This is a genomic window from Lysobacter sp., assembly GCA_013141175.1.
Classification (GTDB): Bacteria; Pseudomonadota; Gammaproteobacteria; order Xanthomonadales; family Xanthomonadaceae; genus Lysobacter_I.
This window is the reverse complement of the sequence record JABFRN010000001.1, coordinates 720,089-746,030: the sequence shown is the minus strand read 5'-3', so window position 1 is coordinate 746,030 and position 25,942 is coordinate 720,089. Positions and strand designations below refer to the sequence as shown.

Here is a 25,942-nt window from a genome sequence, read left to right as displayed (position 1 = left end):
GCGCGAGTGCGCAGGCATCCGCGCGCGCGGACAAGCAACAGGCGCTCATTCCCACGGCCGTTTCCGCTGCGAAGTTGTCGCCGAAGGAGCGCGGTCGGATGACGCGTCAGTTCGTGCTCAAGTGGGGTGCCTACGTGCAGCGCGTCTACCGTGTACCGGTCAGCACATGGGCGCAACGCATGGTCTCCAATTTCGTGTCGGCCGATTCGACCAACTTCCGCAACGCGCTCAAGCGCGACACGTTCGAAGGGGCGATGGCCGAACTGGCCGGCACCGGGCATCGACTGAGCGACAGCCAGGCGATTGATCGTCTGGCCCGGCTCGCTCCGGGCGGAAGCGACGCCAAAGCCGTCGCCGCCAAGTTCGGCGATCTGAACCGGGATCTGGTCTATACCCCGGTCCAACCCTGCCGGATCCTCGATACCCGCAGCACCGCCGCCGGAGCGATTCCGGCAGGTACGACCCGGAGCTTCGTCGCCAAGAATGCGAGCAACTTCACAAGCCAAGGTGGCAGTGCCACGGACTGCGGCACACTGGGCTTGAGCGCGACTGCGGTGGCTTTGAACTTCACCGCGGTACCGATTGGCGCAGCTGGTCACGCGACGGTGTACCCGTTCGGTACGACACAGCCCAATGCAGCGAGCGTCAACTATCCGGCGACCCAGCCGATCAACAACGCGATCATCGCCCAGATCCCCAACCCGGTGGCGTCATTCGATTTCACGGTTTACACGACATCGACCACGCATTACGTCGCGGACATCGTCGGCTACTTCGCGCCGCCGCTGGCGACCGCGCTGGATTGCATCACGGTCAGCGGCTCAGCGGCCAGCGTGCCGGCCAACACGTATGGCTACGGATTCGGCGTGAGCTGTCCTGTAGGCTACGGCTCCACCAATGCGGGCTTCCAGGCGGCGCAGAAGGTGGTGATGGCGGATGGTTACATGGGCCCGACGTCCGGCAATTTCTTCGTCTACAACCTGGACAGCAATGCGCAGATGGTGACGCCTTGGGTCCACTGCTGCCGAGTGCCGGGTCGCTGATCGGCTTGCTTGCGCGCAAACGCAAAGAGCCGGGTAAACCCGGCTCTTTTCTTGCGTCATCCGGCGCGATTACAACGCCGCCTGCAACTCCGGCAGCAGCTTGAACAGATCGCCGACCAGGCCGATGTCGGCGATCTCGAAGATCGGCGCTTCGCCGTCCTTGTTGATCGCGACGATGGTGCCGGCGTCCTTGATGCCGGTGAGGTGCTGGATCGCGCCGCTGATGCCGACCGCGACGTACAGTTCCGGGGCGATGATCTTGCCGGTCTGGCCGACCTGCATTTCGTTGGGTACGTAGCCGGCGTCGACCGCTGCGCGCGAGGCGCCCACGCCGGCGCCGAGCTTGTCGGCGAGGTCGTAGATGATCTTGAAGTTCTCGGCCGAGCCCACGCCGCGACCGCCGGAGACGACGCGACGGGCGCTCTGCAGATCCGGGCGGTCCGATTTGCCGGCGGCGAGGCCGATGTAGCGGGTGTGGCCTGGCAGCGTCGCTTCTACCGACAGCGCTTCGACGGAGGCGGTGCCATCGCGCGAAGTTTCCGGCCACGACGCGGTGCGCACGGTGGCGACCACGACGCGGTCGGCGGCGGCTTCGACGGTGATGATGGCGTTGCCGGCGTAGATCGGGCGCTTGAAGGTGTGGCTGCCATCGACGGCCATGATGTCGGACACCTGCGACACGCCCAGCAGGGCGGCGACGCAGGGCATCAGGTCCTTGCCGAAGGTGGTGCTGGGGCCGAACACATGGCTGTAGCCAGCGGCGGCGTGTGCGATCTGCGGTGCCAGCACCTGGGCGATGGCGTTCGCGTTGGCGGCGTCGGCGATGGTGCGCACCTTCGACACGCCGGCCAGTGTTGCGGCTTCGGCGGCAACGCCGGCCGGATCGGCGGCGAGCACCAGCACATCGATGGTGTCGGGATTCAGCGCTTTCGCAGCCGAGACACACTTGGCGGTGGAGGCATTGAGCTTGCCGTCGAGATGTTCGGCAACGATGAGAACTTTGGACATACGTGATTCCTCTGGTTCCGTCATTCCCGCGAACGCGGGAATCCAGTGTCTTGATGCGGATTTGAAGAGAGAACGTCGCTGGATCCCCGCGTTCGCGGGGATGACGAGCGGTTAGAGCAATCCCTTCGCTTTGAGCGCCGCGACCAGTTCGGCCGCGTCCTTCACCATCACGCCCTTGCTGCGCTTGGCCGGTGGGGCGTAGTGGGTGGTCTTGAGCGTGTCGCCCGATTCGACGCCCAGGTCTGCGAACGGAATGGTTTCCAGCGGCTTGCTCTTGGCCTTCATGATGTCCGGCAGCTTGATGAAGCGCGGCTCGTTGAGGCGCAGGTCGGTGGTGACCACGGCGGGCAGATCGATTTCCAGCGTTTCGAGGCCTGCGTCGACTTCGCGCACCACCGTGGCCTTGCCATCGGCGATGTCGAGCTTGCCGGCGAAGGTCGCCTGCGGACGGCCCCACAGCGTGGCCAGCATCTGGCCGGTCTGGTTGGCGTCGTCATCGATCGCCTGCTTGCCGAGCAGGACCAGGTCGGGCTGCTCCTTCTCGATCAGCTTCAGCAGCGCGCGGGCGGCGGTGAGCGGCTGCATGCCGGCATCGCTGACGATGTGCACGGCGCGGTTCGCGCCCATCGCCAGGCCGTTGCGCAGATGCGGCTGGGCATCGGCCGGGGCGATGGTCACGACCACCACTTCGGTGGCGATGCCCTTGTCGCGCAGACGCAGGGCTTCTTCCAGCGCGATATCGTCGAAGGGATTGGGCGACAGCTTGACGCCATCGGTGACCACGCCGGAGCCGTCCGGCTTGACCTGGATGCGGACGTTGTAGTCCACCACGCGCTTGTAACCGACGAGGATCTTCATCGTTCGGAATGTCCTGGGAGCGGAAGAAGGGCCCGTTGATCTTACCGGTGGGCCAGAACCCGGAATTTTATCTGTTCGGAGGGGCCGCCGCGAGTCGCGTCGCCCCGCCGGCATCCTGGATCATGCGGCCTTGATCAGGTCGGCCGCGCGCTCCGCGATCATGATCGTGGGTGCATTGGTGTTGCCGCCGATCAGGCAGGGCATGACCGAGGCGTCGATCACGCGCAGGCCCTCGACCCCATTGACCCGCAGCGAAGGGTCGACCACGGCGTCGATGTCGCTGCCCATCCGGCAGGTGCCGATCGGGTGGTACACGCTTTCGGCCTTCGCGCGGATGAATTCGATCAGCCCGGCATCGTCCAGATCGGTGCGGGTCGGGAAGATCGGGGCGCCGCGATACCGGTCGAAGGCCTTCTGGGCGAGGATCTCGCGCGAAATCTTCGCGCACTCGACCATCATCTTCAGATCGAAGCCTTCGGCATCGCCAAGGTAGTTCGCTTCGATCCGCGCCTTGTCGCCGGCGCGGTTGCTGGCCAGCGCTACGCGGCCACGGCTGCGCGGGCGCAGGAAGCAGGCGTGCAGGGTGTAGCCGTCGCCCGGCAGGCGGTTGCGGCCGTGATCGTCCAGCATCGCCGGCACGAAATGGAGTTGGATGTCGGCGCGGTCGTCCGGCGCCAGCGGCGAGCGTGCGAAGCCGCCGGCTTCGGCGACGTTGCTGGTGCCCGGGCCGCGGTGGCCACGCAGGTAATAATCGAAGGCGATCTTGAGGTCGCCGACGCGGTCGTAGGTCACGCGTTCGGTCGAGTGGAACAAGGTGCAGACGTCGAGGTGATCCTGCAGATTGGCACCGACGCTGGCGCGGTCGGCGACCACATCGATGCCCTGTTTGCGCAGGTCGTCGGCAGGGCCGATGCCCGACAGCATCAGCAACTGCGGCGAGTTGATCGCACCGCCGCTGACGATGACTTCGCGCGCGGCCGGCTGGTGGTAGGCCTGGCCGTTCATGACGTAGGCCACGCCGTTCGCGCGCAGGTTGTCGAAGGTGATGCGGCTGACGGCAGCGCCGGTATGGACGGTCAGATTCGGGCGTTGGCGGGCCGGATTGAGGTAGCCGACTGCGGTCGAGCACCGTGCGCCGTTGCGCTGGGTGACCTGGTAGAAGCCGACACCGCTCTGTTCGGCACCGTTGAAGTCGCGGTTGTGGGCCAGTCCGATCTGCTGGCCGGCATCGATGAAGGCCTGCGACAGCGGGTTGGTATAGCGCAGATCGGAGACCCCGAGCGGGCCTTCGGCGCCGTGGAAGGCATCGGCGCCGCGGCTGTTGGCTTCGGATTTCTTGAAATACGGCAGGACGCTGTCCCAATCCCAGCCGGCGGCGCCCTGCGCGGCCCAGCCGTTGTAGTCGTCGGCAACGCCGCGGATGTAGCACATCGCGTTGATCGAACTGGAACCGCCGAGCACCTTGCCGCGCGGCCACCACAGGGCGCGCTGGTTGAGATGCGGTTCGGCGGCGGTGTTGTAGTCCCAGTTCACGCCCTTCTGGTTGACCAGCTTCGCAAGCCCGGCGGGCATGTGGATGAAGGGATGCCAATCGCGGGGGCCGGCTTCCAGCAGAAGCACTTTGACGGAAGGGTCTTCGCTCAAGCGGTTGGCCAATACGCAACCCGCCGAACCGGCGCCGATGATGATGTAGTCGAACACGCGCGCACCCCGTGAAATCGTGTGCAGGCGACACTATGCCCGCAGCCTAGAGCAAATACTCTGCGGAAAGTGCGGGCTGGTTTCCGGCTCTCGATCCGCGCCGGACGCGCGCTCTGGCGGCGACCAGCGCGATCCGCTACCGTGCGCCCTGTGCAAGCCTCAGACGCGGACCGACCGACCCACACCGACTCCGTTACGGGGCGTCGTATCCATGCCGGCGAGTGGACCGCAGTCGCCTGGTCCTTCTTCTACTTCTTCTGCGTGCTGTCGGCGTATTACGTCGTCCGTCCGGTGCGCGACCAGTTGTCGGCAGCGGTCGGGTCCACGCAGTTGTTCTGGTTCTACGCGGCGGTGTTCGTGGCGACACTGTTGCTGACGCCCGTCTTCGCCTGGCTGGTCGGGCGCTACCCGCGCCGGGTGGTGATCCCCACGGTGTATCTGTTCTTCATTGCCTGCCTGTTCGGGTTCGTGCCGCTGTTCAACCATCAGGGGCTGGTCTCGCCGAAAGCGCTGGGCATCGTGTTCTTCGTATGGATCAGCGTCTTCAATCTGTTCGTGGTGTCGGTGTTCTGGAGCTTCATGGCCGATATCTGGAGCGACGCGCAGGCACGGCGGTTGTTCCCGATCATCGGCCTCGGCGGCGCGGTCGGGGCCCTTGCCGGACCGTTGACTGCACGCAGCCTGGTCGATGTCATCGGCGTCGCGCCGTTGCTGCTGGTGTCGGCGAGTCTGCTCGGCCTCGCGATCGTCTGCGCGATGGTGCTCGGGCGCTGGGCGACCCGGCACGGCCAGCGTCGCCATGAAGCCGGGCACGGCGCCGCGATGGGCGGCGGCATGTTCGATGGCCTGAAGCAGATCTTCGCCAATCCGATCATGCGGACCATGGCGATCCTGATGCTGCTGGGCGACTGCATCGGGACCGTCAATTACGCGATGGTCGTCGATTATTCCGGTGCGACATTCACCGATGCGGTGGCGCGCACCAAGTTCGCGGCCAATCTCGACCTCACCACCAATCTGCTGCAGATCATCGTCCAGGTCAGCATCACCCGCTGGCTGCTCACGCGCTACGGCGCGGGTTCGGCGATCCTGCTGCATGCCGGTTGCACGGTGCTGGTGATGCTGGCGGTGATCCTGTCCGGGGATCCGCACGGTCTGGTGATCGGCGGCATGCCGTGGGTTGCGGTCGCGCTGATCGTCAGTCGTGGCCTCGCTTACGGCGCACTCGGCCCCGCGCGCGAGAGCCTGTTCGCGCACGTGCCGCGCAGCCTGCGCTACAAGGGCAAGAATGCGGTCGATACCGCGGTGTGGCGTTTCGGCGACATGTCCGTGGCGTTGGCGATGAACGGCCTGCGCGCCGTCGGCACGGTCGCGGTGGGCTTTGCGGCGCTGAATGTGGTCGCAGCGACCGCCTCCGGCGTGCTCGGCTGGCGTCTTGCCCGTCGGATCGAACGCGATGATGCCCCGCCCGCCGCGCTGCCGGCGGCTTCCGCAACCTGACTATCGCAACCGGTCAGGCGTTAAGCTGGCCCAATCTGAAAGGAGCTCTCCATGTCGATGATCGCCATTGCGCTGATCGTGCTGGTTGCGTTGTTGCACGTCTATTTCCTCGTCCTCGAAATGTTCCTGTGGACGAAGCCGCTGGGCATGAAGGTGTTCCGCAATTCGCCCGAAAAGGCCGAGATGACCCGGGTGCTTGCCGCGAACCAGGGCTTGTACAACGGCTTCCTCGCCGCCGGCCTGCTCTGGGCCGCGTTCGCGGGCAAGCACGATGTCGCGCTGTTCTTCCTCGGCTGCGTGGTGGTCGCCGCGCTCTACGGCGCCTACAGCGTCAGCAAGCGGATCTTTTATGTGCAGGGTCTGCCGGCGCTGGCGGCGATCGCGGCGGTGATGTTCTCGCAATGAACCGGCGTTGCGCTGCGATCAGCGCACGATCGGCAGTGCGAACAGGACCGCGCCCAGCGCGAACAGAACCGACAGCACGTGCACCAGCGGATGGTTGACGCGCAGGAATACGAACTGCTGGATCAGGCGTAAGACCCAGAACCCGGACATGCCCAGCATGACGGCACGGCCGAGCGCGGTGTGGATCAGCGCATAGGGAAAGCGCAGGCACAGACCGCCGATGCACAGGAATATCCAGATCAATTGGACATTGGCGATCTGCAGGATCGCGCGATTGGCCACATTGGTCGACGCCAGCGTCTTCGGCCAACGGAACAATGCCCAGAACGCAATGTGGAACGCCGCGAAACCGAGGCTGTGCAAGCCGCAAAGCAACAGGATGGTGTCGTCGGTCATGCGCGCGGCCGGCTGCTCAGGATGATCGTTTCGGCGACAACCACATGGAGATCGTGGCGCGGAACACCGTTTCCTCTTTCGGATCGGTGACGATCACCTCCACCGGCAGCGCGTAGCCTTCGCTCGCTTCGACCACCGGGATCGAAGGTATCGCGACCGCGCGCATCGTTCCGGTCGCCTTTTTCACGTACTCGACGGTCATGCCTTTCGGGATCCAGCGCATGGAATCGGGCAAGGACACTTCGGTCACCATGCCACCGGCGAGTTCGGCCATGTTGCATAGCGCGATCGCATGCACGGTGCCGAGATGGTTGGTGACCTTGCGGCGGTGGCGCAGGGTCACTTCGCAGCGATTCGGTTCCAACCTCTCGATGTGCGGCGAAATGCTGGCGAAATAGGGCGCCTTGAAGCAGATCGCGCGGGTGAACAGCCAGCCGCCAGCGGGCCAGCGTTGCATGCGGTGGTAAAAGGCGAGCGTCTTGTTGGCCATCGTGTCGGTTCCGGATACGCGAACGGCGGGAAAACCCGCCGTTCGCGATGTTGCATGGCGATCTGCGAAGAACTCAGGCAGCGGCGCGGTGACTGCCGGCGACCGGCTCTTCGACATAACCGGCCGAACGCAGCTCCCATGGTTCGAAGTCGTCGACCATGATCGTGTCCAGCGTCATCTCACGCAGTTCTTCCAACTGCTTGCGCTCGTCGGCGGTGATCCAGCCTTCGCGCACGCCTTCGTCCAACTGAGCGGGGAATTCCAACGCTTCGATATCGCTGTTCTTCAGCGCCTTGAGGAATTTCCGTTCGACCGGCTCGGCCAGGATCATCTTGGCGAGGTAGCTGTTGACGCGGCCGGCCGGGTTGTTGTCGCAGGCTTCCAGGAACAGGCCGTCCGCCAGGCGGTCGCGGGCTTCGCAAGGCGTCATCAGCAGCGCGGCGGCGCGGTGACCCAATCGATCACTCGGCGCTTCCGCGCGACGGCCCCACGGGAAGATCACCGCCCACAGCAGCCAGCCGACCGGACGGATCGGGAAGTTGCGCAGTGCACCGGACAGCGCCAGCTCGATCTTGTGGATCGAGTCGTGGAACGCCCAGGCCAGGAACGGGTGATCGGCGATCGGACGCCCCTGATCCTCGTAACGCTTCAGCATCGCACTTGCGATGTAAAGATGGCTGAGCACGTCGCCAAGACGGCCCGACAGCGATTCCTTGAACTTGAGCTTGCCGCCGAGCAGCAGCATCGATGTATCGGCCATCACCGCCAGCGCCGCCGAGTAGCGGTTGAGCTTGCGATAGCAGCGCCGCGTGTATTCGCCGCCGGGCGTGGTGCCGATCCGCGAGCCGGTGACGCCGAACCACCACGCGCGTACCGCATTGGAGATCGCATAGCTGATGTGGCCGAACAGGCTGCGGTCGAATTCGGTGAGTCGCTGCTTCGGATCTTCGAGCTGGGTGGCCTTCATCTCCTTCATCACCCACGGATGGCAGAGGATCGCGCCCTGACCGAAGATCATCAGGCTGCGGGTCATGATGTTGGCGCCTTCGACGGTGATCGCGATCGGCGCGGCCTGCCACGCACGGCCTGCGTAGTTGCGCGGGCCGAGGATGATGCCCTTGCCGCCGTGGATATCCATGACGTCGCGCGCGACTTCGCGGCCCATCTCGGTGCAGTGGTATTTGGAGATGGTCGACGGGACCGCCGGATTTTCGCCGCGCGCCACCGCAGCCGCAGTGGCCTCCGACAGCGCGCTGGTGGCGTAAGCCTTGCCGGCGATCCGCGCCAGCGCTTCTTCGACGCCTTCGAAGCGTCCGACCGACAGACCGAACTGCTTGCGGATACGGGCGTAGGCACCGGTCACGATCGCGCCCATCTTGGCGCCGCCGCTGGCGGTGGAAGGCAGGGTGATGGAGCGGCCGATCGACAGGCACTCCATCAGCATGCGCCAGCCCTGGCCGGCGAACTCTTCGCCGCCGATGAGCTGGCTCAGCGGCACGAACACGTCCTTGCCGCGGATCGGACCGTTCTGGAACGGCGCATTCAACGGGAAGTGACGGCGGCCGATCTCGAGGCCGGCGGTATCGCGCGGCACCAGTGCCAGCGAGATGCCGATGTCCTTCTTGTCGCCGAGCAGTCCGTCGGGGTCGTACATGCGGAACGCGACGCCGATGAGCGTGGCGACCGGCGCCAGCGTGATGTAGCGCTTGTTGAGCGTGAGCTTGATGCCGACGACCTTGGCGCCGTTCCATTCGCCTTCGCAGACAATGCCGTAATCGGGAATGGACGTGGCGTCGGAACCGGCGAACGGCCCGGTCAGCGCGAAGCACGGCACCTCGCGCCCATCGGCCAGACGCGGCAGGTAGTAGCGTTTCTGTTCATCGGTGCCGTAATGCATCAGCAGTTCGGCCGGGCCGAGCGAATTGGGCACACCGACGGTGGAACTGACCACCGACGAGGACGGCGCCAGCTTCTGGATGACCTTGTGGTTCATCAACGCCGAGAAGCCGAGACCGCCGTACTCCTTCGGAATGTTCAGACCGAAGAATTTCTGCTGCTTGAGGAAATCCCACATCTGCGGCGGCAGGTCGGCGCGGACATGGGTGATGTCCCAGTCGTTGGTCATGCGGCAGAGATCTTCGCAGGGGCCGTCGAGGAAGGCCTGCTCTTCGGCGGTCAGCATGGGCTTGGGGAGCGACAGCAGCTGGTTCCAGTCCGGCTTGCCCGAGAACAGCTCGCCCTCGAACCCGACCGTGCCCGATTCCAGCGCGGTGCGCTCGGTGTCGGACAGCGGCGGCAGCAGCTTGGTATAGAACTTCAGCAGCGGCGCGGTGATCAGATTCTTGCGCACCGCCGGGATCAGCAGCGGCACCGCGACCAGCAGCAGGAAGGCGGTGGCGACCAGAACGGCTGTCTGCTGTGCGCCGAGCAGCCAGCAGCCGACCAGCAGGGTGGCGGTGATGGCCGCCCAGACCGCCAGACGCAGACGGTGATAGGCGGCGAATGCGCTGCCCAGCAGCAGTGCGAGGAAAGGAGCGAGATAGTGGATGGCGATGCTCATGATGCGCTCCGGCGAGCCGACGGCTCGGCGTGGGGTGTGAATGCCTCGCGGAGCGACCGGACGGCCGTTCCATACGCTGAAGTATGGATAGACGGATCGGCGGATGTCAATGTGCCGGAAAGTGCCCGAAAGCAAGAATGAAATCGTAGTCACACGATACTGTCCCGAACCGTTCCGTATGGTTAAACTGGCGGTATGACCGATGTCGCCGCGAAAACCGAACGGAACGGCCGCCTCAGCGCCGAAGACTGGGCGCAGGCCGCCCTCGACCTGATCGCCGAACAGGGCGTGGCCTCGGTGGCGGTCGAACCGCTGGCCCGCCGCCTCGGCGTGACCAAAGGCAGTTTCTACTGGCACTTTCCATCGCGCGATGCCCTGCTCGCCGCGGCGCTGGAGCGCTGGGAGTCGGTGGAGCAGGAAACCGTCTTCGGTAAACTCGAAGCCGTCAGCGATCCGCGACAGCGCCTGCGCGCGCTGTTCCAGGTGGTCGCGCACGAAGTGAAATCGCACAAGATCTACAGCGAGCTGCTGAAGGCGCTGGATCATCCCGCAGTGGGGCCGGTGATCGGCCGCGTCTCGCAACGCCGCCTCGACTATCTCGCCGCTTCTTTCCGCCAGACCGGGTTGATGCGCACCGAAGCGCAGCATCGCGCGCGCCTGGCCTATGCCGCATACGTCGGCTTCCTGCAGCTCAGCCTGCAGTTGCACCAGCCGCGTCTGGCTCACGACGAGTTCGAGGCTTACGTCGAGCACGTCATGGACACCTTGATTCCTCCTCTTCATAAAGCCTGAGTCAGCGCATGAATGCCCTTGCCGTGCTTCAACACCCTCCCACCCGTCTCGACGCATTGAAACACTGGGTGGAGGAGGCCGCGCGACTGACCCGGCCGGATGCGATCCACTGGTGCGATGGCAGCGACGCCGAGAACGCCGCGCTGATCGCGAAGATGCAGGCCGACGGCACGCTGATCAAACTCAACGAAAAGACCCATCCGGACAGCTGGCTGCACCGCTCGCATCCGGACGATGTCGCCCGCGTCGAACACCTGACCTTCGTCTGCACGGCGCAGGCCGATGACGCCGGTCCGAACAATCACTGGATGGCGCCTGACGAAGGCCACGCCACCATGGATGCGTTGTTCGATGGCTGCATGAAAGGGCGGACGATGTACGTGATTCCGTACTGCATGGGCCCGATCGATTCGCCGCTGTCGCGTTGCGGCGTGGAAATCACCGATTCGCCATATGTGGTCGCGAACATGCGCATCATGACCCGCATGGGCGCACCGGCGCTGGCGCGTATCGAGCGCGAGGGGTTGGCGGGCGCTGCGTTCGTGAAGGGCCTGCATTCGATCGGCGAACTCGATCCGAACCGTCGTTTCATCATGCATTTCCCGGAACAGCTGACGATCAAATCGTTCGGATCCGGCTACGGCGGCAACGCGCTGCTCGGCAAGAAATGCCATGCGTTGCGCATCGCCTCGTACCAGGCGCGCAGCGAAGGCTGGCTCGCCGAACACATGCTGATCCTCGGCGTGGAGAACCCGCAGGGCGAAACCCACTACATCGCTGCGGCATTTCCCTCGGCCTGCGGCAAAACCAATCTGGCGATGCTGATTCCACCGGAGGGCTACCGCCAGGATGGCTGGAAGGTCACCACCATCGGCGACGACATCTGCTGGATGCGCCCCGGCGCCGACGGCCGTCTGTACGCGATCAACCCGGAAGCCGGTTTCTTCGGCGTCGCACCCGGCACGTCGAGCAAATCCAATCCCAACGCGCTGGCGACGATCCAGCACGACACCATCTTCACCAACGTCGCGCTGACCGCCGACGGACAGCCGTGGTGGGAAGGACTGGATGGCGGCGCGCCCGCGTTTGATTGGCGCGGTCGTGAATACGATTCCACGGCCACCGACAAGCATCATGGCCCGGCCGCGCATCCGAACTCCCGCTTCACCGTCAGCGCCAGACAGTGCCCGTCGTACTCGCCGAAAGCGGAAGACGCGCAGGGTGTGCCGATCAGCGCGATCGTGTTCGGTGGCCGTCGTGCATCGCTGGTGCCGTTGGTATTCGAGGCGCGCGACTGGACCCACGGCGTGCTCATCGGTGCCGCAATGGGTTCGGAAACCACGGCTGCCGCCACCGGCGCGGTCGGCGTGATGCGCCGCGATCCGATGGCGATGAAACCCTTCTGCGGCTACAACTTCGCCGATTATTTCGGACACTGGCTGTCGTTCGATCAGGCCGGCGCGAAGTTGCCGAAGATTTTCCACGTCAACTGGTTCCGCAAGGGCGACGACGGCAAGTTCCTGTGGCCGGGCTTCGGCGACAACCTGCGCGTGATCGAGTGGATGATCGAACGCGTGAAGGGCACCGCAGGCGCCGCAGATACGCCGATCGGTGCATTGCCGCGACTGGGCGATCTGAATCTCGATGGCATCAGCCTCAGCAGCGAAGCCGGCGAGAAGCTGTTCGGCTTCGATCGCGCCGGTTGGCACAGCGAATTCGCGAGTATCGGCGACTTCCTCGAGGAATACGGCCCGCGCATGCCGGCGGCGCTGAAGGCCGAGCAGTCACGGATCCTCGGCGACCTGGGCGGTTGACGATCGATTCCGTGCGCCGCCCGGCCGTCGTTGCATGCGCGGCGGGCGGAGCTTTCCCCTAAAATCGCACGATGTCGAATCCAGCGATGTCGAACAAACAGCAGGCGCTCTGGCAGCAGGGGCAGCGTCATACCCAGCACCAGCAATGGCGCCAGGCCGTTGCGTCCTACGAGGCGATCGTCGAGCACGACCGCAGTTTCCTGCCGGCATGGTTGGAACTGTCCTCCGCAAGGGAAAAGCTCGACGTCTATCGCGAGTCGTTGCACGCCGTTCTCGCCGCGGCGAAGGTCGATGGCGTGCCGCCGATGGCGGGCCTCGCGGTGGCGCGGCGTCTGCGCCGGTTCGAAGCGTTGCCGGAGCTGCAGGCGTACATCGAGCGCACCGGGCTGGCCATGAAGCTGTCGCCCGAAAAGCTGATCGATCTCGCCTCGTTCTTCGCCAGCGCAGGCGATCACGACAAGACGCTGATCTGGATCGAGCACGCGTTGAAGTTGCGGCCGGATCTCGCCGAGGCGCACAACATGCATGGGCTGGTGCTGATGTTCGCTGGTCGCTCCGAGGAATCCGTTGCGGCTTTCGAGCGCGCCCTGAAAATCCGCCCGACCTTTGCGGCGGTGTATTCGGTACTGTCGCGGGTGGCCAGGAACACACCGGAACGCAATCGTGTCGACGCGCTGCGCAGGCTGCTGGCGCAGCCCAACCTCACGGCCAAGGATGAGGGGCATCTCGGCTACGCCTTGCACAACGAATTGCACGATCTGGGCGACTACGACGGCGCGTGGGAAGCGCTGGCGCGCGGCTGTCGTGCCCGCCGGATCGAACAGCCCTACGACCACCCCCAGACCATGGCGGTCTTCGACGCGCTGCGCTCGACTTTCGACGCCGGATTTTCCTGCGGCGGACCGATCGAAGACCCGATGACCCCGATCTTCATCGTCGGCATGCATCGCAGTGGCACCACGCTGCTCGAGCGCATCCTGTCGGGCCATCCCGATGTCGCCGACGCCGGCGAGACCTACACCTTTCCGGCGCAACTGCGCTATGCCGCCGACCACTTCTGCCGTGGCATCGTGGATGCGACGCTTGTCGAGCGCGCCCGCGGCTTCGATTACCCGGCGATCGGCCGCGGTTTTCTCGATGCCATGCGTACACGGGGCCGTGGGCGTGCGTTCGTCACCGAGAAACAGAATCCGAACTTCATCCTGCTGGGGCCGATCGCCAAGGCGCTGCCGCAGGCGCGGCTGCTGCACATGCGTCGCGATCCGGCCGACACCTGCTTCTCGAACCTGCGAACGCTGTTCACCACCGAAGCGTCGTATTCCTACGACCAGGTGGAGATGGCCGATTACTACAAGGCCTATCGCGACCTGATGGACCATTGGCGCGAGGTGCTGCCGGGGCGGGTTTTCGATATCGATTACGACGCCATGGTGTCCGAGCCCGAGGCGCAGGCGCGACGGATCGCGGCGCACTGCGGCTTCGATTTCCGTCCGGACATGCTGGAGGTCGGGCGCGGCAGCGGCATGGTCGCCACCGCCAGCTCGAACCAGGTCCGCAAGGGCATCCTCACCAATCGTGGCGGCCTTTGGCGTGCTTACGAACGCCATCTCGGGCCGATGCTCGACCGGCTGGCAACGCATGGTCTGCTCTGACCGCTGGGCCCTGCGGCTTGCCCATCGGCATGCGGCCGAAATTTGACCCCAGTGGTGTCGGTCGCGTGGCCCCTGGGCTATGGTGCGCCTGTTTGCATTCACGGGAGTTCCGCGTATGAGCATCAATGTGTTTCCCGCTTTCGCCGTGCCGATGGCGGAACGCTTCCACCCTGAACCGGCCGAATTGAATGAAGCGCTGATGCAGGTGATCCTGGCGCTGGAAGCGCAGGGCGCCGGTTATCGCAACCCGGATCCGGTCGTCCATCAGCCGGATGGGTTGTTCGAGAGCGAGTTCGACTTCTTCGCACGCGAAGAGGCCTGTGTGCAGGAGTTGCGCGGTTGGGTCTGGGGATCGTTGGGCGAGTTCCTGCGCAACATCAACCCGGATATGGCCGAGGGCACCCGGGGGCTGCGCATCGCCAGCCAGACCTGGTTCCACCTGACCCGCGAAGGCGGTTATTTCGGCTATCACAACCACCCGATGGCGAGCTGGTCCGGAGTCTATTGCGTGTCGGACGGACAGCCCGACCCCGACTATTCGAACAATGGATGCCTCGTGTTTCCGCATCCGCAGATGGCGGTGAATACATTCCTGGATGCCGCCAATGCGCGTCTACGCTGGCCCTACAGCCACGGCAATTTCGTGATTACCCTCAAGCCGGGCCAACTGGTGTTCTTCCCGTCCTGGCTCGGTCATTACGTGACGCCTTTCCGTGGCGCAGGGCAACGGGTCACGATCGCATTCAACGCCTGGTTCAACCGCGTCGAGTGAACGCTTCCGGCGGACTTCCGCGGAGTTTGTCCCGATAGAAATGGCGGGCAAAAAAACGGCCTCCTTGCGGAGGCCGTTTCCTGAAACGATTGACGCCGAACCGGAAGCGATCAGAACTTCTGGTTGTACTGCAGGTAGAAGAAACCACCGCCCGGCAGATCGTAGGCGCCGTCGAACGAATGCGCGAACGAGTTGCGGGTGATCGGCGGTTCTTTGCCGAACAGATTGCGGGCACCGGCGGAGACCTTGGCATTCCACGGCAGCTTCACGCCGACCTGCACATCGTGATAGATGCGCGAGCCGATTTCGTTTTCGTAGCGCAGGAAGTTGCCATTCGAGTCGTAGACGTCGTGGTTGCAGATTTCGCTCGGCGTGATGCCGTATTCGAAGTAGTAACCGCCGTCGCAGGTCTCGTCGAGCGCGGAGTAATAACGCACCGCCCACGAAGCATCCCAGTCGCCCTTCTGCCACGACGTGGTGATGTTGGAGCGCAGACGCCAGGTCGGCGCACCGTTGTACTCGCCCACGGAGCCGAACAGGGTGTTCTCGGTCTGGTAGGTGTTATCCCACTGGAACGCGAACTTGCCCCATGCGGTTTCCGGCATGGCGTAGGTGGCCTGGAAGTCGTAACCCTCGACTTCGCCCTGATCCAGGTTGAAGCTCGTCTGACGCAGGTCGGTGATGTTGCCGGCCGAGTCGCGGGTGACGAACGAGCAGAACAGCGCGCGCTGGGTCGGATCGGCAGCCGCGCCGGGCGTGCCCGGTGTGCGGTAGCAGGCGTTGAGGATCGACTGCGAGCCACGGAACGAGATCACTTTCTCGAGCGAGATGTTGTACCAGTCGAGGGTGAAGTTCAGGCCAGGTGCCCAGCTCGGGCTGTAGACCACGCCGAAGCTCTTGGTCGTGCCGAACTCGGGCTGCAGCCCCGGGTTGCCGCCGACCAGCGAACGGATCTGCGCATTGGCCTGGGCCACGCCGCCTGCAGGCACGCCATCAGCCGCGCAGCGCGCAGCATCGGTGCTTGCCAGACCGATATTGGCCGGGTTGCAGGGGTCGGTCGCGGCCGGGAAGCTTTCGCCACCGCCCTGATACAGATCGTTCACGCTCGGAGCGCGGAACGATTCCGAATAGGTGCCACGCAGCATCAGGTCGTCGAACACCTGCCACTTCACGCCGATCTTCTTCGAGGTGTCGCCGCCGAGGTCCGGATTGACGTCAACGCCGCCGAAGAAGCCGGAGGTTTCGTAATCGGACTTGCGGGCCGCCAGATTGACTTCCAGCAGTTTGGCACCCGGGATGTCGGCCAGGATCGGCACGTTCAACTCGGCATAGATTTCATCGGAGTTCACCGTGCCGTTGGTCGGCTCGGAGAAGTTGTCCGACGAACCGCCGCCGGCGACGAGCGCGTCGGGCTGGTTGACGAAGCCGGTGCGGCGGTGTTCCAGACCGAGGGCGAAGCCCAGCGGGCCGGCCGGCAGATCGACGATCGAACCGGAGAGGTTCGCGAAGTAATCCTTCGTGGTGTTTTCCTGGAACTCGTTCTTGGTGTAGCTGACGTAGCGGTTCATCGCATCGTATTCGGCCTGCGTGATCACGCCTGCCGCCAGACCGAGGTCCGGACCACCGAAGAGGTTGTACGGGACGCAGCCGGCGATGACCGCAGTACCGTTCATGCACTCCAGCGCGCCGGTGACCGGGTTGCGGCGGGAATCGCCGACGGCACGACGCAGGTTGAACAGGTTGACGTAGTTCTCGCCACGGACGGAGATGCGCGAGTTCAGGTACGAATAACCGACATCCCAGTACATGTCGCGGCCGGCCAGATCGAACGAACCGTCGAGGGACAGGGTGACAGCGGTGTTGTCGTTGTCGTAGTACGGCTTGCGCGGGCCGATGGCGATCGAACGGAAGTTGGCGCCGCGCAGGTTCTGACCGAACGGATTGAACACGCTGCCGGCGGTCGGCGCGAACGCCCACTGCGGACCGTTGATGCCACGGACGTCCATGGTCAGCGGCACTTCGGCCAGCTGCTGGTCGGAGTCGCGCTTGACGTAGACCGCCTGCACGTTGGCATTGATGCGGTCGGTCAGGCGCAGGGTGCCCTGGCCGTAGACGTTGAAGCGTTCGATCGGCTGCAGCAGATAGTTGACCGGTGCGAAGTTGTAGCGGTCGGAGCTGCCCGAACCATCGAAGGTGTAGCTGATGAAGCGACGGAAGTCGGTCGCTTGACGGCCATCGTCGCCCTGGTTGAGGGTGAACGGGCCACCGGCGACTGCGGTGCAGGTCTGGAAGCCGGTCGAGGTCGGCGTCAGCGCACCGGCGCAACGCGTGAAGTTGCCGCGGGCAGGGCTGCCCGAACCGTAGAGACCACCAGACGCGAGATCGCCACCGCCGAAGACCGGCACCGACGAGATTTCGCGATCACCGGCGTACACCGGTTCCTGGGTCTGATAGGCGAGGCTGAGGACTGCATTCCAACGGTCGCTGTTCGAGCCGACGGTGAAGTCGTAGGACTGCTGCAGGCCATCGCCCTTGGTGTAGGAGCCGATGTAGGCACTGGCTTCGGCGCCGTCGAAATTCTTGCGGGTGATCACGTTGACCACGCCGGCGATCGCGTCGGAACCGTAGATCGCCGAGGCGCCGTCCTTCAGCACTTCGATGCGTTCGACGACCGAGATCGGAATGGTGTTCAGGTCGACGTCGCCGGAACCCTGGGTGACCCAGCGGCGGCCGTTGACGAGCAGCAGGGTGCGTGTCGAACCCAGGCCGCGCAGCGAAATGTTCTGCGTGCCGTCGCTGCCGTTGGTGGTCGTGGTGACGTTGCGCAGGGCGCCGCCGTCGCTGGCGGTGATGTTGAACAGCACATCGCCGACCGAAGTCAGACCAGTGGCTTCGATCGCAGCGCGATCGATGGTCAACAGCGGCGAGGTGCCTTCTTCGTCGGTGGCGACGCGGATGCGCGAGCCGGTGACGACGACGGTGTCGAGTTCATCTTCCGAGGGTGTGTCTTGAGCGAACGCGACGCTCGTGCCCGCGAGGGCGGTGGCGCCCACGAGCGCGAACGAAATCGCGTCGCGGAGTTTGTTGGTCTTCAAAGTCATCTCTCTCTCCAAGTGAGTCTTGGGGTTTCCCATGGGAACCCGCCCGCTGCCGTCAAGAAAGACGCCAATGCAGGTCAGGCCGGGGCCGATAGTAGCCCCACTCGGAGAAAAATTAAAGTGTCGTTAACACGGGGCCGGAAAGTCGGCAAATCCCGAGGGAAACCGCAGGCTTACAGATCCTGCTCGTAGCGGACATAGGGCACGGCGCCCTCGTCTTCGCCCTGAACGGCGTTCGGGGCGAAAGGATTCTTGCCCTTGGTGACCAGATTGTCTGCGCCGACCGTAAGCTGGCCGCTCCAAGGGGTGCGCCAGCTCAGACCGAGGCCCAGGCTGCTCCACTGGTCGCGGCCGGGCGTGTCGACGACTTCACCGATGACATTGACGCCGAAGGCGCCAACGCCACCACCGACATTGAGCTGTCGGGAGGTCCAGCGGTCGCTGAAACCGGGGATTTCGGACGGTGTCTGCAGCCGGGCCTTGGCGACCGTGCCGGCGATCGAGACGTAACCTTCGCGCGGCAGGGTTTTCTGGCTGAAGATGGTCAGGTCATTGACGTCGAGCCGGCCATTACCGCCAGCGCTCGGTGCCAGCCAGGCCGGCATCGTGGCGCGGGTACTGCCGGCGCCGATACCGACCTGGGTGCCGTTACGCTGGAAGAGCGCGGCGGCGCCGGTGCGGCGGCTCGACGGAAACGAGGCGAGGACGCAGTTGTCGGCGAGATTGTTCAGGGCGCTGGTCAGGCCTTGCTTGCGATCGCACAGCAGACCCAGGGAATCACCGGCGCCGAGCCCGAAAGTGGAATCGAGGTGACGGACACCGAAGCGCGAGAGCGTGCGGGATTTGGCGTTGTCCGCAGGCTCGAGTACCACCACGCCCTCGAATTGCCCGCTGGATTTGTTCCAGATCGGCAGTTCGACGCGATCGCGGCCCGCTTTGGATTGCGCATGCGCCGAAGTTGCCGCGCCGAGGGCGAGCAATATCAGGAGCGGCAATGTGCGAAGACTGGTGCGCATGGTGTGGGTCAGACCGTGCAGACACGGTCGAGTTCCTTGGGGTCCACTGAACTTCAGGCTATCAGATTTATGGTTCTTTAACAATCGAGAAGCGCTGGAAAACCGTGACAGAGCGCGCAGGGCCAATCATTGCAATCGATCCGGAGCGCCCCATTCGGTCGGGCGGGAGACGAACAGGGTCGCGACCTCTTCTGCCGAATACCGGTAGGTCTCGCCGCAGAATTCGCAGCGGATCTCTGCCTGCCCGGCATTGCCCTCGACTGCGGCCCGCGCCTCGTCCTCTCCGAGGGATTCCAGCATGGCCGAGACCCGTTCGCGCGAGCACGAGCATGCGAACCGCAGCGGTTTTGCGCCGAGCAAGCGCACTCCGCCCTCGTGGAACAGCCGATGGAGCAGGGTTCCGACCGGTGTTGCCATCAACTCCGGGGCTGCCAAGGTGTCGAAGAGCGCGCTGGCGCGCTCCCAACCGTCGAGGTCGCCTTCATCGCCCGGGAGCTTCTGCAGCATCAGCCCGGACACCCCGTCGTCGGCCGCTGCCAGCAGCAAGCGGGTCGGCAGTTGTTCCGATTGGCGGAAATAGCCCTCGAATGCTTCCGACAAGGTGTCGGCATCCAGCCCGACCAGCCCTTGATACCGGGAAGGCTCCTGGTCGCGCGCACCCGGGTTTTCGATGGTGATCGCCAGCAGGGCGTCGGGCCCGAGCGAGCTCAGCGTATGCATGTCCGGGATTTCGCCTTCGGCCAGCGTGGCGATGGCGCGCAGGGTGCCGGCGCCGGTGCATTCGGCGAACAGGGTGCGCAGCGCGCCATCGCCGCGCAACTGCACCGACAGCCGGCCATCCACTTTCACGTGGCCGGTGAACAGCGCCGAGGCGGCGACCGCTTCGCCCAGCATTGCTGCCACATCGGTAGGGTATTCGGCGCGGCTGCGGATCTGTGCCCATGTCTCGTCCAGACGGACATGCACGCCGCGCACGCCGGCATCTTCCAGCAGGAAGCGGGTCAGTCGGTCGGGAGACGTGTCGGCGGTCATGTCGAAGGCGGGCTCTTTGGAGTGGGTATCGTGAAGAAGGTGTTGCATCGCGGATAATGCCGCAGCCGGTCTACCGGTGACAGCATGGGGAGACGGCAGAAGATGGGGCACGACGGCGCGGATTCAACACATCCTGATCAGTCTCCGGCGTTGGCGGTGCCCGGCGTTTCGAAGCCACGCCGTCGCCGTCGCTGGTTGCGCTGGATCTTCTTCTGGCTACCGCTGCTGTTCGTGCTGGCCACGGTGCTGCAGGTCGCAGTGCTGCGCTTCGTCGATCCCCCGCTGACCGCCTTCATGGTCGGACGTTATACCGAAGCCTGGAGTGCGGGCGACCGTGGTTTCTCGCTGGCCTATGACTGGCGCGATGCCGATCAGATCTCGAAACTGTTGCCGCTGGCGCTGGTCGCCGCCGAAGACCAGAATTTCCCGGCTCACGACGGCTTCGACTTCAAGGCCATCGAAAAGGCTCGCGCCAACAACGCGAAGGGCCGCAAGGTGCGTGGTGCCAGCACCATCAGCCAGCAGTTGGCGAAGAACCTGTTCCTGTGGCGTGGCCGCAGTTGGGTGCGCAAAGGACTGGAGGTCTGGTACACCGTGCTGATCGAAGCGATGTGGCCGAAGGAACGGATCATGGAGGTCTACGCCAACGTCATCGAATACGGCGACGGCGTCTACGGCGCCCAGGCTGCCGCGCGTCGATACTTCCGAAAGGACGCATCGAAACTCACGGCTGCCGAAGCCGCCCGGCTCGCCGCAGTGCTGCCGAATCCGCGCAAATACAGCGTCGCCAAGCCCGGCCCCTACGTGCAGCGCCGCAGCCGGTCGATCGAGCGCCAGATGCGGGCGCTGGGCGGCGTCGCCTACCTGCAGTTCGACTGAAGGCGCCTGCGGGTACTCTATCTGTATATGAATCCCGAACGCCTGACCGTCGTCGTCGCCGCCTTCAACGAGGCCGAAGCCCTGCCGGCGCTGCATCCGCGGATCGCCGCCGTGCTCGACGGGCTGACGGGTGAGGGCATCGAAGGCCATGTGCTGTACGTCGACGACGGCAGTCGCGACCGCACCTGGGCAGTGCTCGACGATATCGCCGCCGCCGACCCACGGGTGTCGCTGCTGCGGCTCAGCCGCAATTTTGGCAAGGAGGCCGCGCTCACCGCCGGTCTCGATCGGGTCCGAGAGGGCGCCGCGATCATTCTCGACGCCGACGGCCAGGATCCGCCGGAGTTGATCCCGCAGTTCGTGGCGAAATGGCGCGAGGGCTACGACGACGTCCACGGCACCCGCACCGAGCGCGATGGCGAGGGCTGGTTCAAACGCGCGACCGCCCACGGTTTCTATCGGATGATGCAGCGGCTGTCGAAAACCCCCATCCCCACCGACACCGGCGACTTCCGCCTGCTGTCGCCGCGTTCGCTCGCCGCCCTCCGCGAGCTGCGCGAGCGGCATCGCTTCATGAAAGGCCTGTTCGGTTGGGTCGGTTTCCGGCAGGTGGCCATTCCCTACCACCGCGAAGCCCGGCTTGCCGGGCGCACCAAGTTCAACGTCTGGCGGCTGTGGAACTTCGCCCTCGAAGGCGTGACCAGCTTCTCCACCGCGCCGTTGCGGGTGGCGACCTATCTCGGCGTGCTCACCGCCGTGCTGGCCTTCGTCTACGCGTCGTGGATCGTGATCAAGGCGATGCTCTGGGGCGACCCGGTCGCCGGTTGGCCGACGATGATGACGGTCATCCTGCTGCTGGGCGGTGTGCAGCTGATGGCGCTGGGCGTGATCGGCGAATATCTCGGCCGGCTCTATGAGGAATCCAAGCAGAGGCCGCTGTATCTGGTGGATCGCTGGCGGCCCGCTGCGGGCGTATCCTTCGGGGACATCGCCCCTGAAGGAGACTTGCGCCATGCGTACCGTCCGTCAGCTGTTGGAAGCGAAGAGCCCGGAGATCCACGCGATCCGTCCTGAGGCTCCGGTCCTCGACGCCATCCGCCTGATGGCGGAGGCGCGCATCGGCGCGCTGCTGGTGATGGACGGTCCCCGCCTTGTCGGCATTCTTTCCGAACGCGATTACGCGCGCAAAGTCGTGCTGCAGGGGCGTTCGTCTTCGGATACGCCGGTGCGCGACATCATGACATCCGAGTTGATCGTGGCGACGTCGCTCGATACGTCGGATGGTTGCATGCAGGTGATGACGGAGCATCGCATCCGGCACCTGCCTGTTCTGGATGGTGATGATGTGCTGGGGATGATTTCGATCGGGGATCTGGTGAAGGCGGTGATCGAGGATCAGCGGGCGGAGTTGGATTCCTTGCAGCGGTATATCGCGAGTTAAGCGCCGCAAGAAACACTCTCTTGAGGGTACCGAAATGGCGGAATCAAAAACGAAAGCCACCAACGCCAACGTCGACGACTACATTGCATCTCGCGCCGACGAGCAACAGAAGGCCGACTGCAAAAACCTAATGACCATACTCAAGAAGGTCACAGGCGAAAATCCAAGAATGTGGGGCTCGAGCATTGTCGGCTATGGTTCGTACAGTTATCGATACGAAAGCGGCCGAACCGGGGAGTCCTGTGCTACCGGCTTTGCAGTGCGTGGTCGCGAGCTTGTGGTTTACCTCGTTGCAGAGGGGAAGAGCCAAGCGCTGCTTCTATCCAAGCTCGGGAAGCACAAGATGGGTAAGTCCTGCTTGTACTTCAAGCGACTGAGTGATCTGGATACTTCGATTCTAGAGAGACTTGTCGCCGAATCGGTGGCCGAGATCCATCGCCGTCACGGGTAATCGCAACCCGTATGGCGGGTTGTTTCGTAGGGCAGGCCCTGGCCCGCCGCAAACGAAGCGTTGAACTGCAATCCAGTGGAAGGCTGTAAGGCGCAGCTCGCAGGGTGAATCCGGCATATTGGAGCGCTTTGCAACAGCGAAGCTGGTCATTCCACCGAGTGTAGAAATATCCTGGCATCACAAGGCTGAAAGCCCCACGACAGTTACGCCCTTGTGCATTGACGCAACACGGTTCGCGCATGGATCAATTCGACGCCGACGCGACCCATCCCGTCGTGACGTTCGGTTCCAGCGCAAAATCAGCGACCTTCAGGTCCTTGGCTGCCCTGAGCATTCGCACGTGCAGCTCCGCAGGCGCGGTGCGCGCGAGCTGTTCGCGGGTGCGGATGCCTGCGGCTGCGAGCAGATGCGCGTCGTCGCCGAGGATGCCGGGCACGCGCAGCAGTCCGGCCTGTTCGGCCCAGCGCCGTATGCGGCTCGGGTCCTGTCCGGTGAGTGCGGCCACGCGCGCGGCGCCGTCTACCGCAGCGATGGCCGCGAGCAGCGCGCCGGTGTCGCGGATATCGGCGGCGTGCAGCGCATCTTCGGCATCGGCGTCGAGGTCCACGATTTCGCGCAGTGGATAGCTTGTGGCGCGCAGGCGGCCGTTCCAGGCAATCGCCGAGGTGGCGAAGACCGCGTTGTTGAGCTGGTTGCCGTGAAAACCGTCTTCTTTCCGTAGGCCGTACCACGCACGGATGCGCGCCGATGCTCCCAGGTCGCGAGGTGCGCTGCGTCTTGCGGATGATTCGGCAGCGGCGATTGCCATGAGTTCGTGAAGCGGTTCGTGGGCAGCATCGGCGGTTGGCTTGATCAGCCCAGCCAGCGTCGGCACCGAGATCGCGCGCGGGGTTGGCGGTGTGCCCAGTCCGAACTGCGCGCAGAGCGTCTTGATGATGGAGGTGTGATCGAGTTGGGTGACGAACGTGCCGCAGCGCCCCGTGACCTGCTGGCCGTCGGTGGGCCGGAACACTTTGGTCGCGATGCGCGGATTGATCAGGATCGCGGGTACGCGCACGCCGGTGCGGTCGTAGTTGAAGTTCGACACCGGTGTGACGAACGGGCTGACTGCGGAACCCGGAGGCATATGGTCGTAGACGCCGCCGTGTTCGTCGTAGGTGACGATGAGCAAGGTGCGATCGAACACATGGGGATGCCTGGCGAGACTGGCATAGACTTCCGCGAGCAGCTTTTCGCCGTTGTCGATGTTGATGGGCGGCTGGAAATTCTGCGCGTTCAGATCCAGCGGATCGGGAATCGCGCCGCCGGGATGATTGCTGTTGGCGGTGTATTCGACGCTGGTGTAGGCGGGCTCGATGAAACTGTAGGTCGGCAGCAAGCCTTTGCGGATGTCGTATTCGAAATTGGTTTCCGAACTGAAATGTTCGCGGTAGCGGAATACGTTGCCACCGTAGAGACTGCCGAAGCACCAGTGCTGGTACACGTATTCGCAGAGTGCCGAGAGCGGCGCGTCGTGGTAGTAGACCTTCCAGTTGAGTTTCGGGTCTTTGCCCGAAAAGTCGCTGCATGCCGGTGCATTGTTGGTCGGGGCCGCCCGGTCGAGCAGTTCGAAGATCGTGGTGTCGGTGACCGGTGCGACGAAGTCGCCTTCGATGATTTTGCTGAAACTCAGGCCCGAGGTGAAATCGCCGTTGTTGATGCGCGATTTCGGCTGCGTCGGTCGCGGCGATTGCGGCTTCGGCAATTTCGACGGCGTCCCGGTATGGGTGAAGATCCGGTTGGAGATGGTCTGCACCGGCGCCGCCGCATACCAGACATCGCTCACGGCGAAGCGTCTGGCCAGCGTATAGCTGACCGGCAGCGTCTGCGCGCTGAAGTACTGCATGATGTTTTTGGGCACCGGTGGAACGCTCGGGAAACCGGGCGAAGGCCGGGTGCCGGGCTGGCGCGCGTAATTCGCCGCGAATCCGGCCATCGTCGCAGTGGGGCAAGCCGACGGCGTCTGGGTGCCGAACAGTTGGAAGTTCATGTCGGTGAACTCTTCGCCCGGGTCCGGGTTCGGGATCGCGCCGGTGGCACTGCCCAGCGGGGCTTGCCACACCGTCCAGGTGCCGACGCCGGGTGCGATCGGGTTGAAATTCGACTCCTGTCCGGTCAGGCCGTGGAAACCCGGCCCGGCGGGATACAGACCGCCGAACAGGTTGTCGAACGAACGGTTTTCCAGCATCAGGACCACGATGTGGTCGATGCCCGGCAGCGGCTGGGCCATGGCAATCCTTCGCGCGAATCGGTCGCGGCACTGGGTGAAACGGGCTTGGCAACGACGGCCGGCCAGTCCGGCTTCGGATGCGGCTTACCGGACGGAGACCACCTGGGCCATCACCGCGATGTAGTGGCAGACGCTGCCGGCGATCACGAACATGTGCCAGACCGCGTGCGAGTAGGGCATCTTCGGCCGGTGGTAGAAAAACGTGCCGAGGGTATAGGCGACGCCGCCGCCGAGCAGCCAGCCGAAGGTCCATGGATCGAGCGCTTTCATGGCGGGCTTGGCGGCGACCACGATCAGCCATCCCATCGCGATGTAGACGATCGTGGAGATCAGCTGGAAGCGGCCGGTGTAGAACAGCTTGAAGATCACGCCGAAGAAGGCCAGCGCCCAGATCGTGCCGAACAGCCACCAGCCGACGGTGTCGCGCAGGCCGATCAGGGTGAACGGGGTGTAGGTGCCGGCGATCAGCAGGTAAATGGCGCAGTGGTCGAAGATCTTCAGACGACCCTTCGCGACAGGGTGCTGAATCGCGTGGTACAGCGTCGAAGCGACATAGAGCAGCAGCAGGGTGATACCGAAGACGATCGCGGCGCTGAGCTGCCAGCCGTCGCCGTACAGTGCCGCGAGGGTGATGAGTACCGCGCCACCGGCGAGGGCGGCGGCGGCGCCCAGGCCATGGGTGAGGGCGCTGGCGATCTCTTCGCTGAGGGTCTCATCGCGTTCGCGGTGGGTATGTTTCATCCGTCGACGATCTCCGGTTTGCCT

Annotated in this window: 22 protein-coding genes; 11 read left to right on the top strand and 11 right to left on the bottom strand. The window is 64.5% G+C overall.

Annotated elements, in window-relative coordinates:
- Positions 1-98 precede the first annotated feature (98 nt).
- Positions 99-1,043 carry a hypothetical protein gene (locus HOP03_03480; GenBank protein NOT87226.1) on the top strand — a complete coding sequence of 315 codons (945 nt, stop codon included), beginning with the start codon at positions 99-101 and terminating at the stop codon, positions 1,041-1,043.
- Positions 1,044-1,112: 69 nt separating this feature from the next.
- On the opposite strand, the gene HOP03_03475 is transcribed toward HOP03_03480, so the two are convergent.
- The 3 genes from HOP03_03475 to HOP03_03465 all read right to left on the bottom strand — a co-directional run bounded on the left by HOP03_03475 (position 1,113) and on the right by HOP03_03465 (position 4,610).
- The gene (locus HOP03_03475) at positions 1,113-2,051 is read right to left on the bottom strand and encodes an electron transfer flavoprotein subunit alpha/FixB family protein (GenBank protein ID NOT87225.1); all 939 of its coding nucleotides are present in this window, start codon (positions 2,049-2,051) and stop codon (positions 1,113-1,115) included.
- A gap of 111 nt (positions 2,052-2,162) precedes the next feature.
- The gene (locus HOP03_03470; protein ID NOT87224.1) at positions 2,163-2,909 is read right to left on the bottom strand and encodes an electron transfer flavoprotein subunit beta/FixA family protein; all 747 of its coding nucleotides are present in this window, start codon (positions 2,907-2,909) and stop codon (positions 2,163-2,165) included.
- Positions 2,910-3,029: 120 nt separating this feature from the next.
- Entirely contained in the window at positions 3,030-4,610 is a 1,581-nt protein-coding gene (locus tag HOP03_03465; protein ID NOT87223.1) for a choline dehydrogenase, read from the bottom strand.
- A gap of 207 nt (positions 4,611-4,817) precedes the next feature.
- On the opposite strand from HOP03_03465, the gene HOP03_03460 reads away from it, so the two are divergent.
- Together HOP03_03460 and HOP03_03455 are read left to right on the top strand one after the other, a co-directional pair.
- A complete protein-coding gene (locus tag HOP03_03460) occupies positions 4,818-6,110 on the top strand; it encodes an MFS transporter (protein NOT87222.1) in 1,293 nt (430 codons plus the stop codon).
- Between the two features lie 51 nt (positions 6,111-6,161).
- Positions 6,162-6,515: a DUF1304 domain-containing protein gene (locus HOP03_03455; GenBank protein ID NOT87221.1), complete on the top strand. Its 354-nt coding sequence runs from the start codon at positions 6,162-6,164 to the stop codon at positions 6,513-6,515.
- Positions 6,516-6,533: 18 nt separating this feature from the next.
- Here HOP03_03455 and HOP03_03450 read toward each other — a convergent pair whose 3' ends face one another.
- From HOP03_03450 to HOP03_03440, 3 genes are all read right to left on the bottom strand, one after another.
- Positions 6,534-6,911, bottom strand: coding sequence for a hypothetical protein (locus HOP03_03450; protein NOT87220.1), 378 nt, complete (start codon positions 6,909-6,911; stop codon positions 6,534-6,536).
- A 16-nt stretch (positions 6,912-6,927) separates the two neighbouring features.
- On the bottom strand, positions 6,928-7,401 hold the full coding sequence (locus tag HOP03_03445) for a DUF4442 domain-containing protein (GenBank protein NOT87219.1): 474 nt from the start codon (positions 7,399-7,401) through the stop codon (positions 6,928-6,930).
- Between the two features lie 73 nt (positions 7,402-7,474).
- Positions 7,475-9,949 carry an acyl-CoA dehydrogenase gene (locus tag HOP03_03440; protein ID NOT87218.1) on the bottom strand — a complete coding sequence of 825 codons (2,475 nt, stop codon included), beginning with the start codon at positions 9,947-9,949 and terminating at the stop codon, positions 7,475-7,477.
- Positions 9,950-10,156: 207 nt separating this feature from the next.
- Here HOP03_03440 and HOP03_03435 point away from each other — a divergent pair, with 207 nt between their 5' ends.
- The 4 genes from HOP03_03435 (at position 10,157) to HOP03_03420 (ending at position 14,991) form a co-directional block, all read left to right on the top strand.
- The gene (locus HOP03_03435) at positions 10,157-10,753 is read left to right on the top strand and encodes a TetR/AcrR family transcriptional regulator (GenBank protein ID NOT87217.1); all 597 of its coding nucleotides are present in this window, start codon (positions 10,157-10,159) and stop codon (positions 10,751-10,753) included.
- 8 nt (positions 10,754-10,761) lie between these two features.
- Positions 10,762-12,567, top strand: a complete 1,806-nt coding sequence (locus tag HOP03_03430) for a phosphoenolpyruvate carboxykinase (GTP) (GenBank protein NOT87216.1) — start codon at positions 10,762-10,764, stop codon at positions 12,565-12,567.
- Positions 12,568-12,653: 86 nt separating this feature from the next.
- Entirely contained in the window at positions 12,654-14,219 is a 1,566-nt protein-coding gene (locus HOP03_03425) for a hypothetical protein (GenBank protein NOT87215.1), read from the top strand.
- A 115-nt stretch (positions 14,220-14,334) separates the two neighbouring features.
- On the top strand, positions 14,335-14,991 hold the full coding sequence (locus HOP03_03420; GenBank protein NOT87214.1) for a hypothetical protein: 657 nt from the start codon (positions 14,335-14,337) through the stop codon (positions 14,989-14,991).
- Between the two features lie 110 nt (positions 14,992-15,101).
- Here the strand turns inward: HOP03_03420 and HOP03_03415 are convergent, their stop codons facing one another.
- The 3 genes from HOP03_03415 to HOP03_03405 form a co-directional block, all read right to left on the bottom strand.
- Positions 15,102-18,125, bottom strand: a complete 3,024-nt coding sequence (locus tag HOP03_03415; protein ID NOT87213.1) for a TonB-dependent receptor — start codon at positions 18,123-18,125, stop codon at positions 15,102-15,104.
- 137 nt (positions 18,126-18,262) lie between these two features.
- The gene (locus HOP03_03410; GenBank protein ID NOT87212.1) at positions 18,263-19,105 is read right to left on the bottom strand and encodes a hypothetical protein; all 843 of its coding nucleotides are present in this window, start codon (positions 19,103-19,105) and stop codon (positions 18,263-18,265) included.
- A gap of 126 nt (positions 19,106-19,231) precedes the next feature.
- Positions 19,232-20,137 carry an Hsp33 family molecular chaperone HslO gene (locus tag HOP03_03405; protein NOT87211.1) on the bottom strand — a complete coding sequence of 302 codons (906 nt, stop codon included), beginning with the start codon at positions 20,135-20,137 and terminating at the stop codon, positions 19,232-19,234.
- Between the two features lie 102 nt (positions 20,138-20,239).
- Between HOP03_03405 and mtgA the strand changes: the two genes are divergently transcribed.
- Genes mtgA through HOP03_03385 form a run of 4 tightly spaced genes read left to right on the top strand, consistent with a single transcriptional unit; the run spans position 20,240 to position 22,908 of the window.
- On the top strand, positions 20,240-21,016 hold the full coding sequence (gene mtgA / locus HOP03_03400; protein NOT87210.1) for a monofunctional biosynthetic peptidoglycan transglycosylase: 777 nt from the start codon (positions 20,240-20,242) through the stop codon (positions 21,014-21,016).
- A gap of 27 nt (positions 21,017-21,043) precedes the next feature.
- Positions 21,044-22,090, top strand: a complete 1,047-nt coding sequence (locus HOP03_03395) for a glycosyltransferase family 2 protein (GenBank protein ID NOT87209.1) — start codon at positions 21,044-21,046, stop codon at positions 22,088-22,090.
- On the top strand, positions 22,029-22,457 hold the full coding sequence (locus tag HOP03_03390; GenBank protein ID NOT87208.1) for a CBS domain-containing protein: 429 nt from the start codon (positions 22,029-22,031) through the stop codon (positions 22,455-22,457). The genes HOP03_03395 and HOP03_03390 overlap by 62 nt, the downstream gene beginning before the upstream one ends.
- A gap of 34 nt (positions 22,458-22,491) precedes the next feature.
- On the top strand, positions 22,492-22,908 hold the full coding sequence (locus HOP03_03385; GenBank protein ID NOT87207.1) for a DUF1801 domain-containing protein: 417 nt from the start codon (positions 22,492-22,494) through the stop codon (positions 22,906-22,908).
- 244 nt (positions 22,909-23,152) lie between these two features.
- Here the strand turns inward: HOP03_03385 and HOP03_03380 are convergent, their stop codons facing one another.
- Together HOP03_03380 and HOP03_03375 are read right to left on the bottom strand one after the other, a co-directional pair.
- Complete coding sequence (locus tag HOP03_03380) at positions 23,153-25,177, bottom strand: DUF4332 domain-containing protein (GenBank protein NOT87206.1); 2,025 nt, start codon at positions 25,175-25,177, stop codon at positions 23,153-23,155.
- 84 nt (positions 25,178-25,261) lie between these two features.
- Positions 25,262-25,918 carry a hemolysin III family protein gene (locus HOP03_03375; GenBank protein NOT87205.1) on the bottom strand — a complete coding sequence of 219 codons (657 nt, stop codon included), beginning with the start codon at positions 25,916-25,918 and terminating at the stop codon, positions 25,262-25,264.
- Positions 25,919-25,942 lie beyond the last annotated feature (24 nt).

What these genes read in the sequence shown, in the direction of transcription:
- HOP03_03480 (NOT87226.1), top strand. Translation starts at nt 99, where the DNA reads ATGACGCGTCAGTTCGTGCTCAAGTGGGGTGCCTACGTGCAGCGCGTC.
- HOP03_03475 (NOT87225.1), bottom strand. Translation starts at nt 2,051, where the DNA reads ATGTCCAAAGTTCTCATCGTTGCCGAACATCTCGACGGCAAGCTCAAT.
- HOP03_03470 (NOT87224.1), bottom strand. Translation starts at nt 2,909, where the DNA reads ATGAAGATCCTCGTCGGTTACAAGCGCGTGGTGGACTACAACGTCCGC.
- HOP03_03455 (NOT87221.1), top strand. Translation starts at nt 6,162, where the DNA reads ATGTCGATGATCGCCATTGCGCTGATCGTGCTGGTTGCGTTGTTGCAC.
- HOP03_03450 (NOT87220.1), bottom strand. Translation starts at nt 6,911, where the DNA reads ATGACCGACGACACCATCCTGTTGCTTTGCGGCTTGCACAGCCTCGGT.
- HOP03_03445 (NOT87219.1), bottom strand. Translation starts at nt 7,401, where the DNA reads ATGGCCAACAAGACGCTCGCCTTTTACCACCGCATGCAACGCTGGCCC.
- HOP03_03435 (NOT87217.1), top strand. Translation starts at nt 10,157, where the DNA reads ATGACCGATGTCGCCGCGAAAACCGAACGGAACGGCCGCCTCAGCGCC.
- HOP03_03430 (NOT87216.1), top strand. Translation starts at nt 10,762, where the DNA reads ATGAATGCCCTTGCCGTGCTTCAACACCCTCCCACCCGTCTCGACGCA.
- HOP03_03425 (NOT87215.1), top strand. Translation starts at nt 12,654, where the DNA reads ATGTCGAACAAACAGCAGGCGCTCTGGCAGCAGGGGCAGCGTCATACC.
- HOP03_03420 (NOT87214.1), top strand. Translation starts at nt 14,335, where the DNA reads ATGAGCATCAATGTGTTTCCCGCTTTCGCCGTGCCGATGGCGGAACGC.
- HOP03_03415 (NOT87213.1), bottom strand. Translation starts at nt 18,125, where the DNA reads ATGGGAAACCCCAAGACTCACTTGGAGAGAGAGATGACTTTGAAGACC.
- HOP03_03410 (NOT87212.1), bottom strand. Translation starts at nt 19,105, where the DNA reads ATGCGCACCAGTCTTCGCACATTGCCGCTCCTGATATTGCTCGCCCTC.
- HOP03_03405 (NOT87211.1), bottom strand. Translation starts at nt 20,137, where the DNA reads ATGACCGCCGACACGTCTCCCGACCGACTGACCCGCTTCCTGCTGGAA.
- mtgA (NOT87210.1), top strand. Translation starts at nt 20,240, where the DNA reads ATGGGGCACGACGGCGCGGATTCAACACATCCTGATCAGTCTCCGGCG.
- HOP03_03395 (NOT87209.1), top strand. Translation starts at nt 21,044, where the DNA reads ATGAATCCCGAACGCCTGACCGTCGTCGTCGCCGCCTTCAACGAGGCC.
- HOP03_03390 (NOT87208.1), top strand. Translation starts at nt 22,029, where the DNA reads ATGCGTACCGTCCGTCAGCTGTTGGAAGCGAAGAGCCCGGAGATCCAC.
- HOP03_03385 (NOT87207.1), top strand. Translation starts at nt 22,492, where the DNA reads ATGGCGGAATCAAAAACGAAAGCCACCAACGCCAACGTCGACGACTAC.
- HOP03_03380 (NOT87206.1), bottom strand. Translation starts at nt 25,177, where the DNA reads ATGGCCCAGCCGCTGCCGGGCATCGACCACATCGTGGTCCTGATGCTG.
- HOP03_03375 (NOT87205.1), bottom strand. Translation starts at nt 25,918, where the DNA reads ATGAAACATACCCACCGCGAACGCGATGAGACCCTCAGCGAAGAGATC.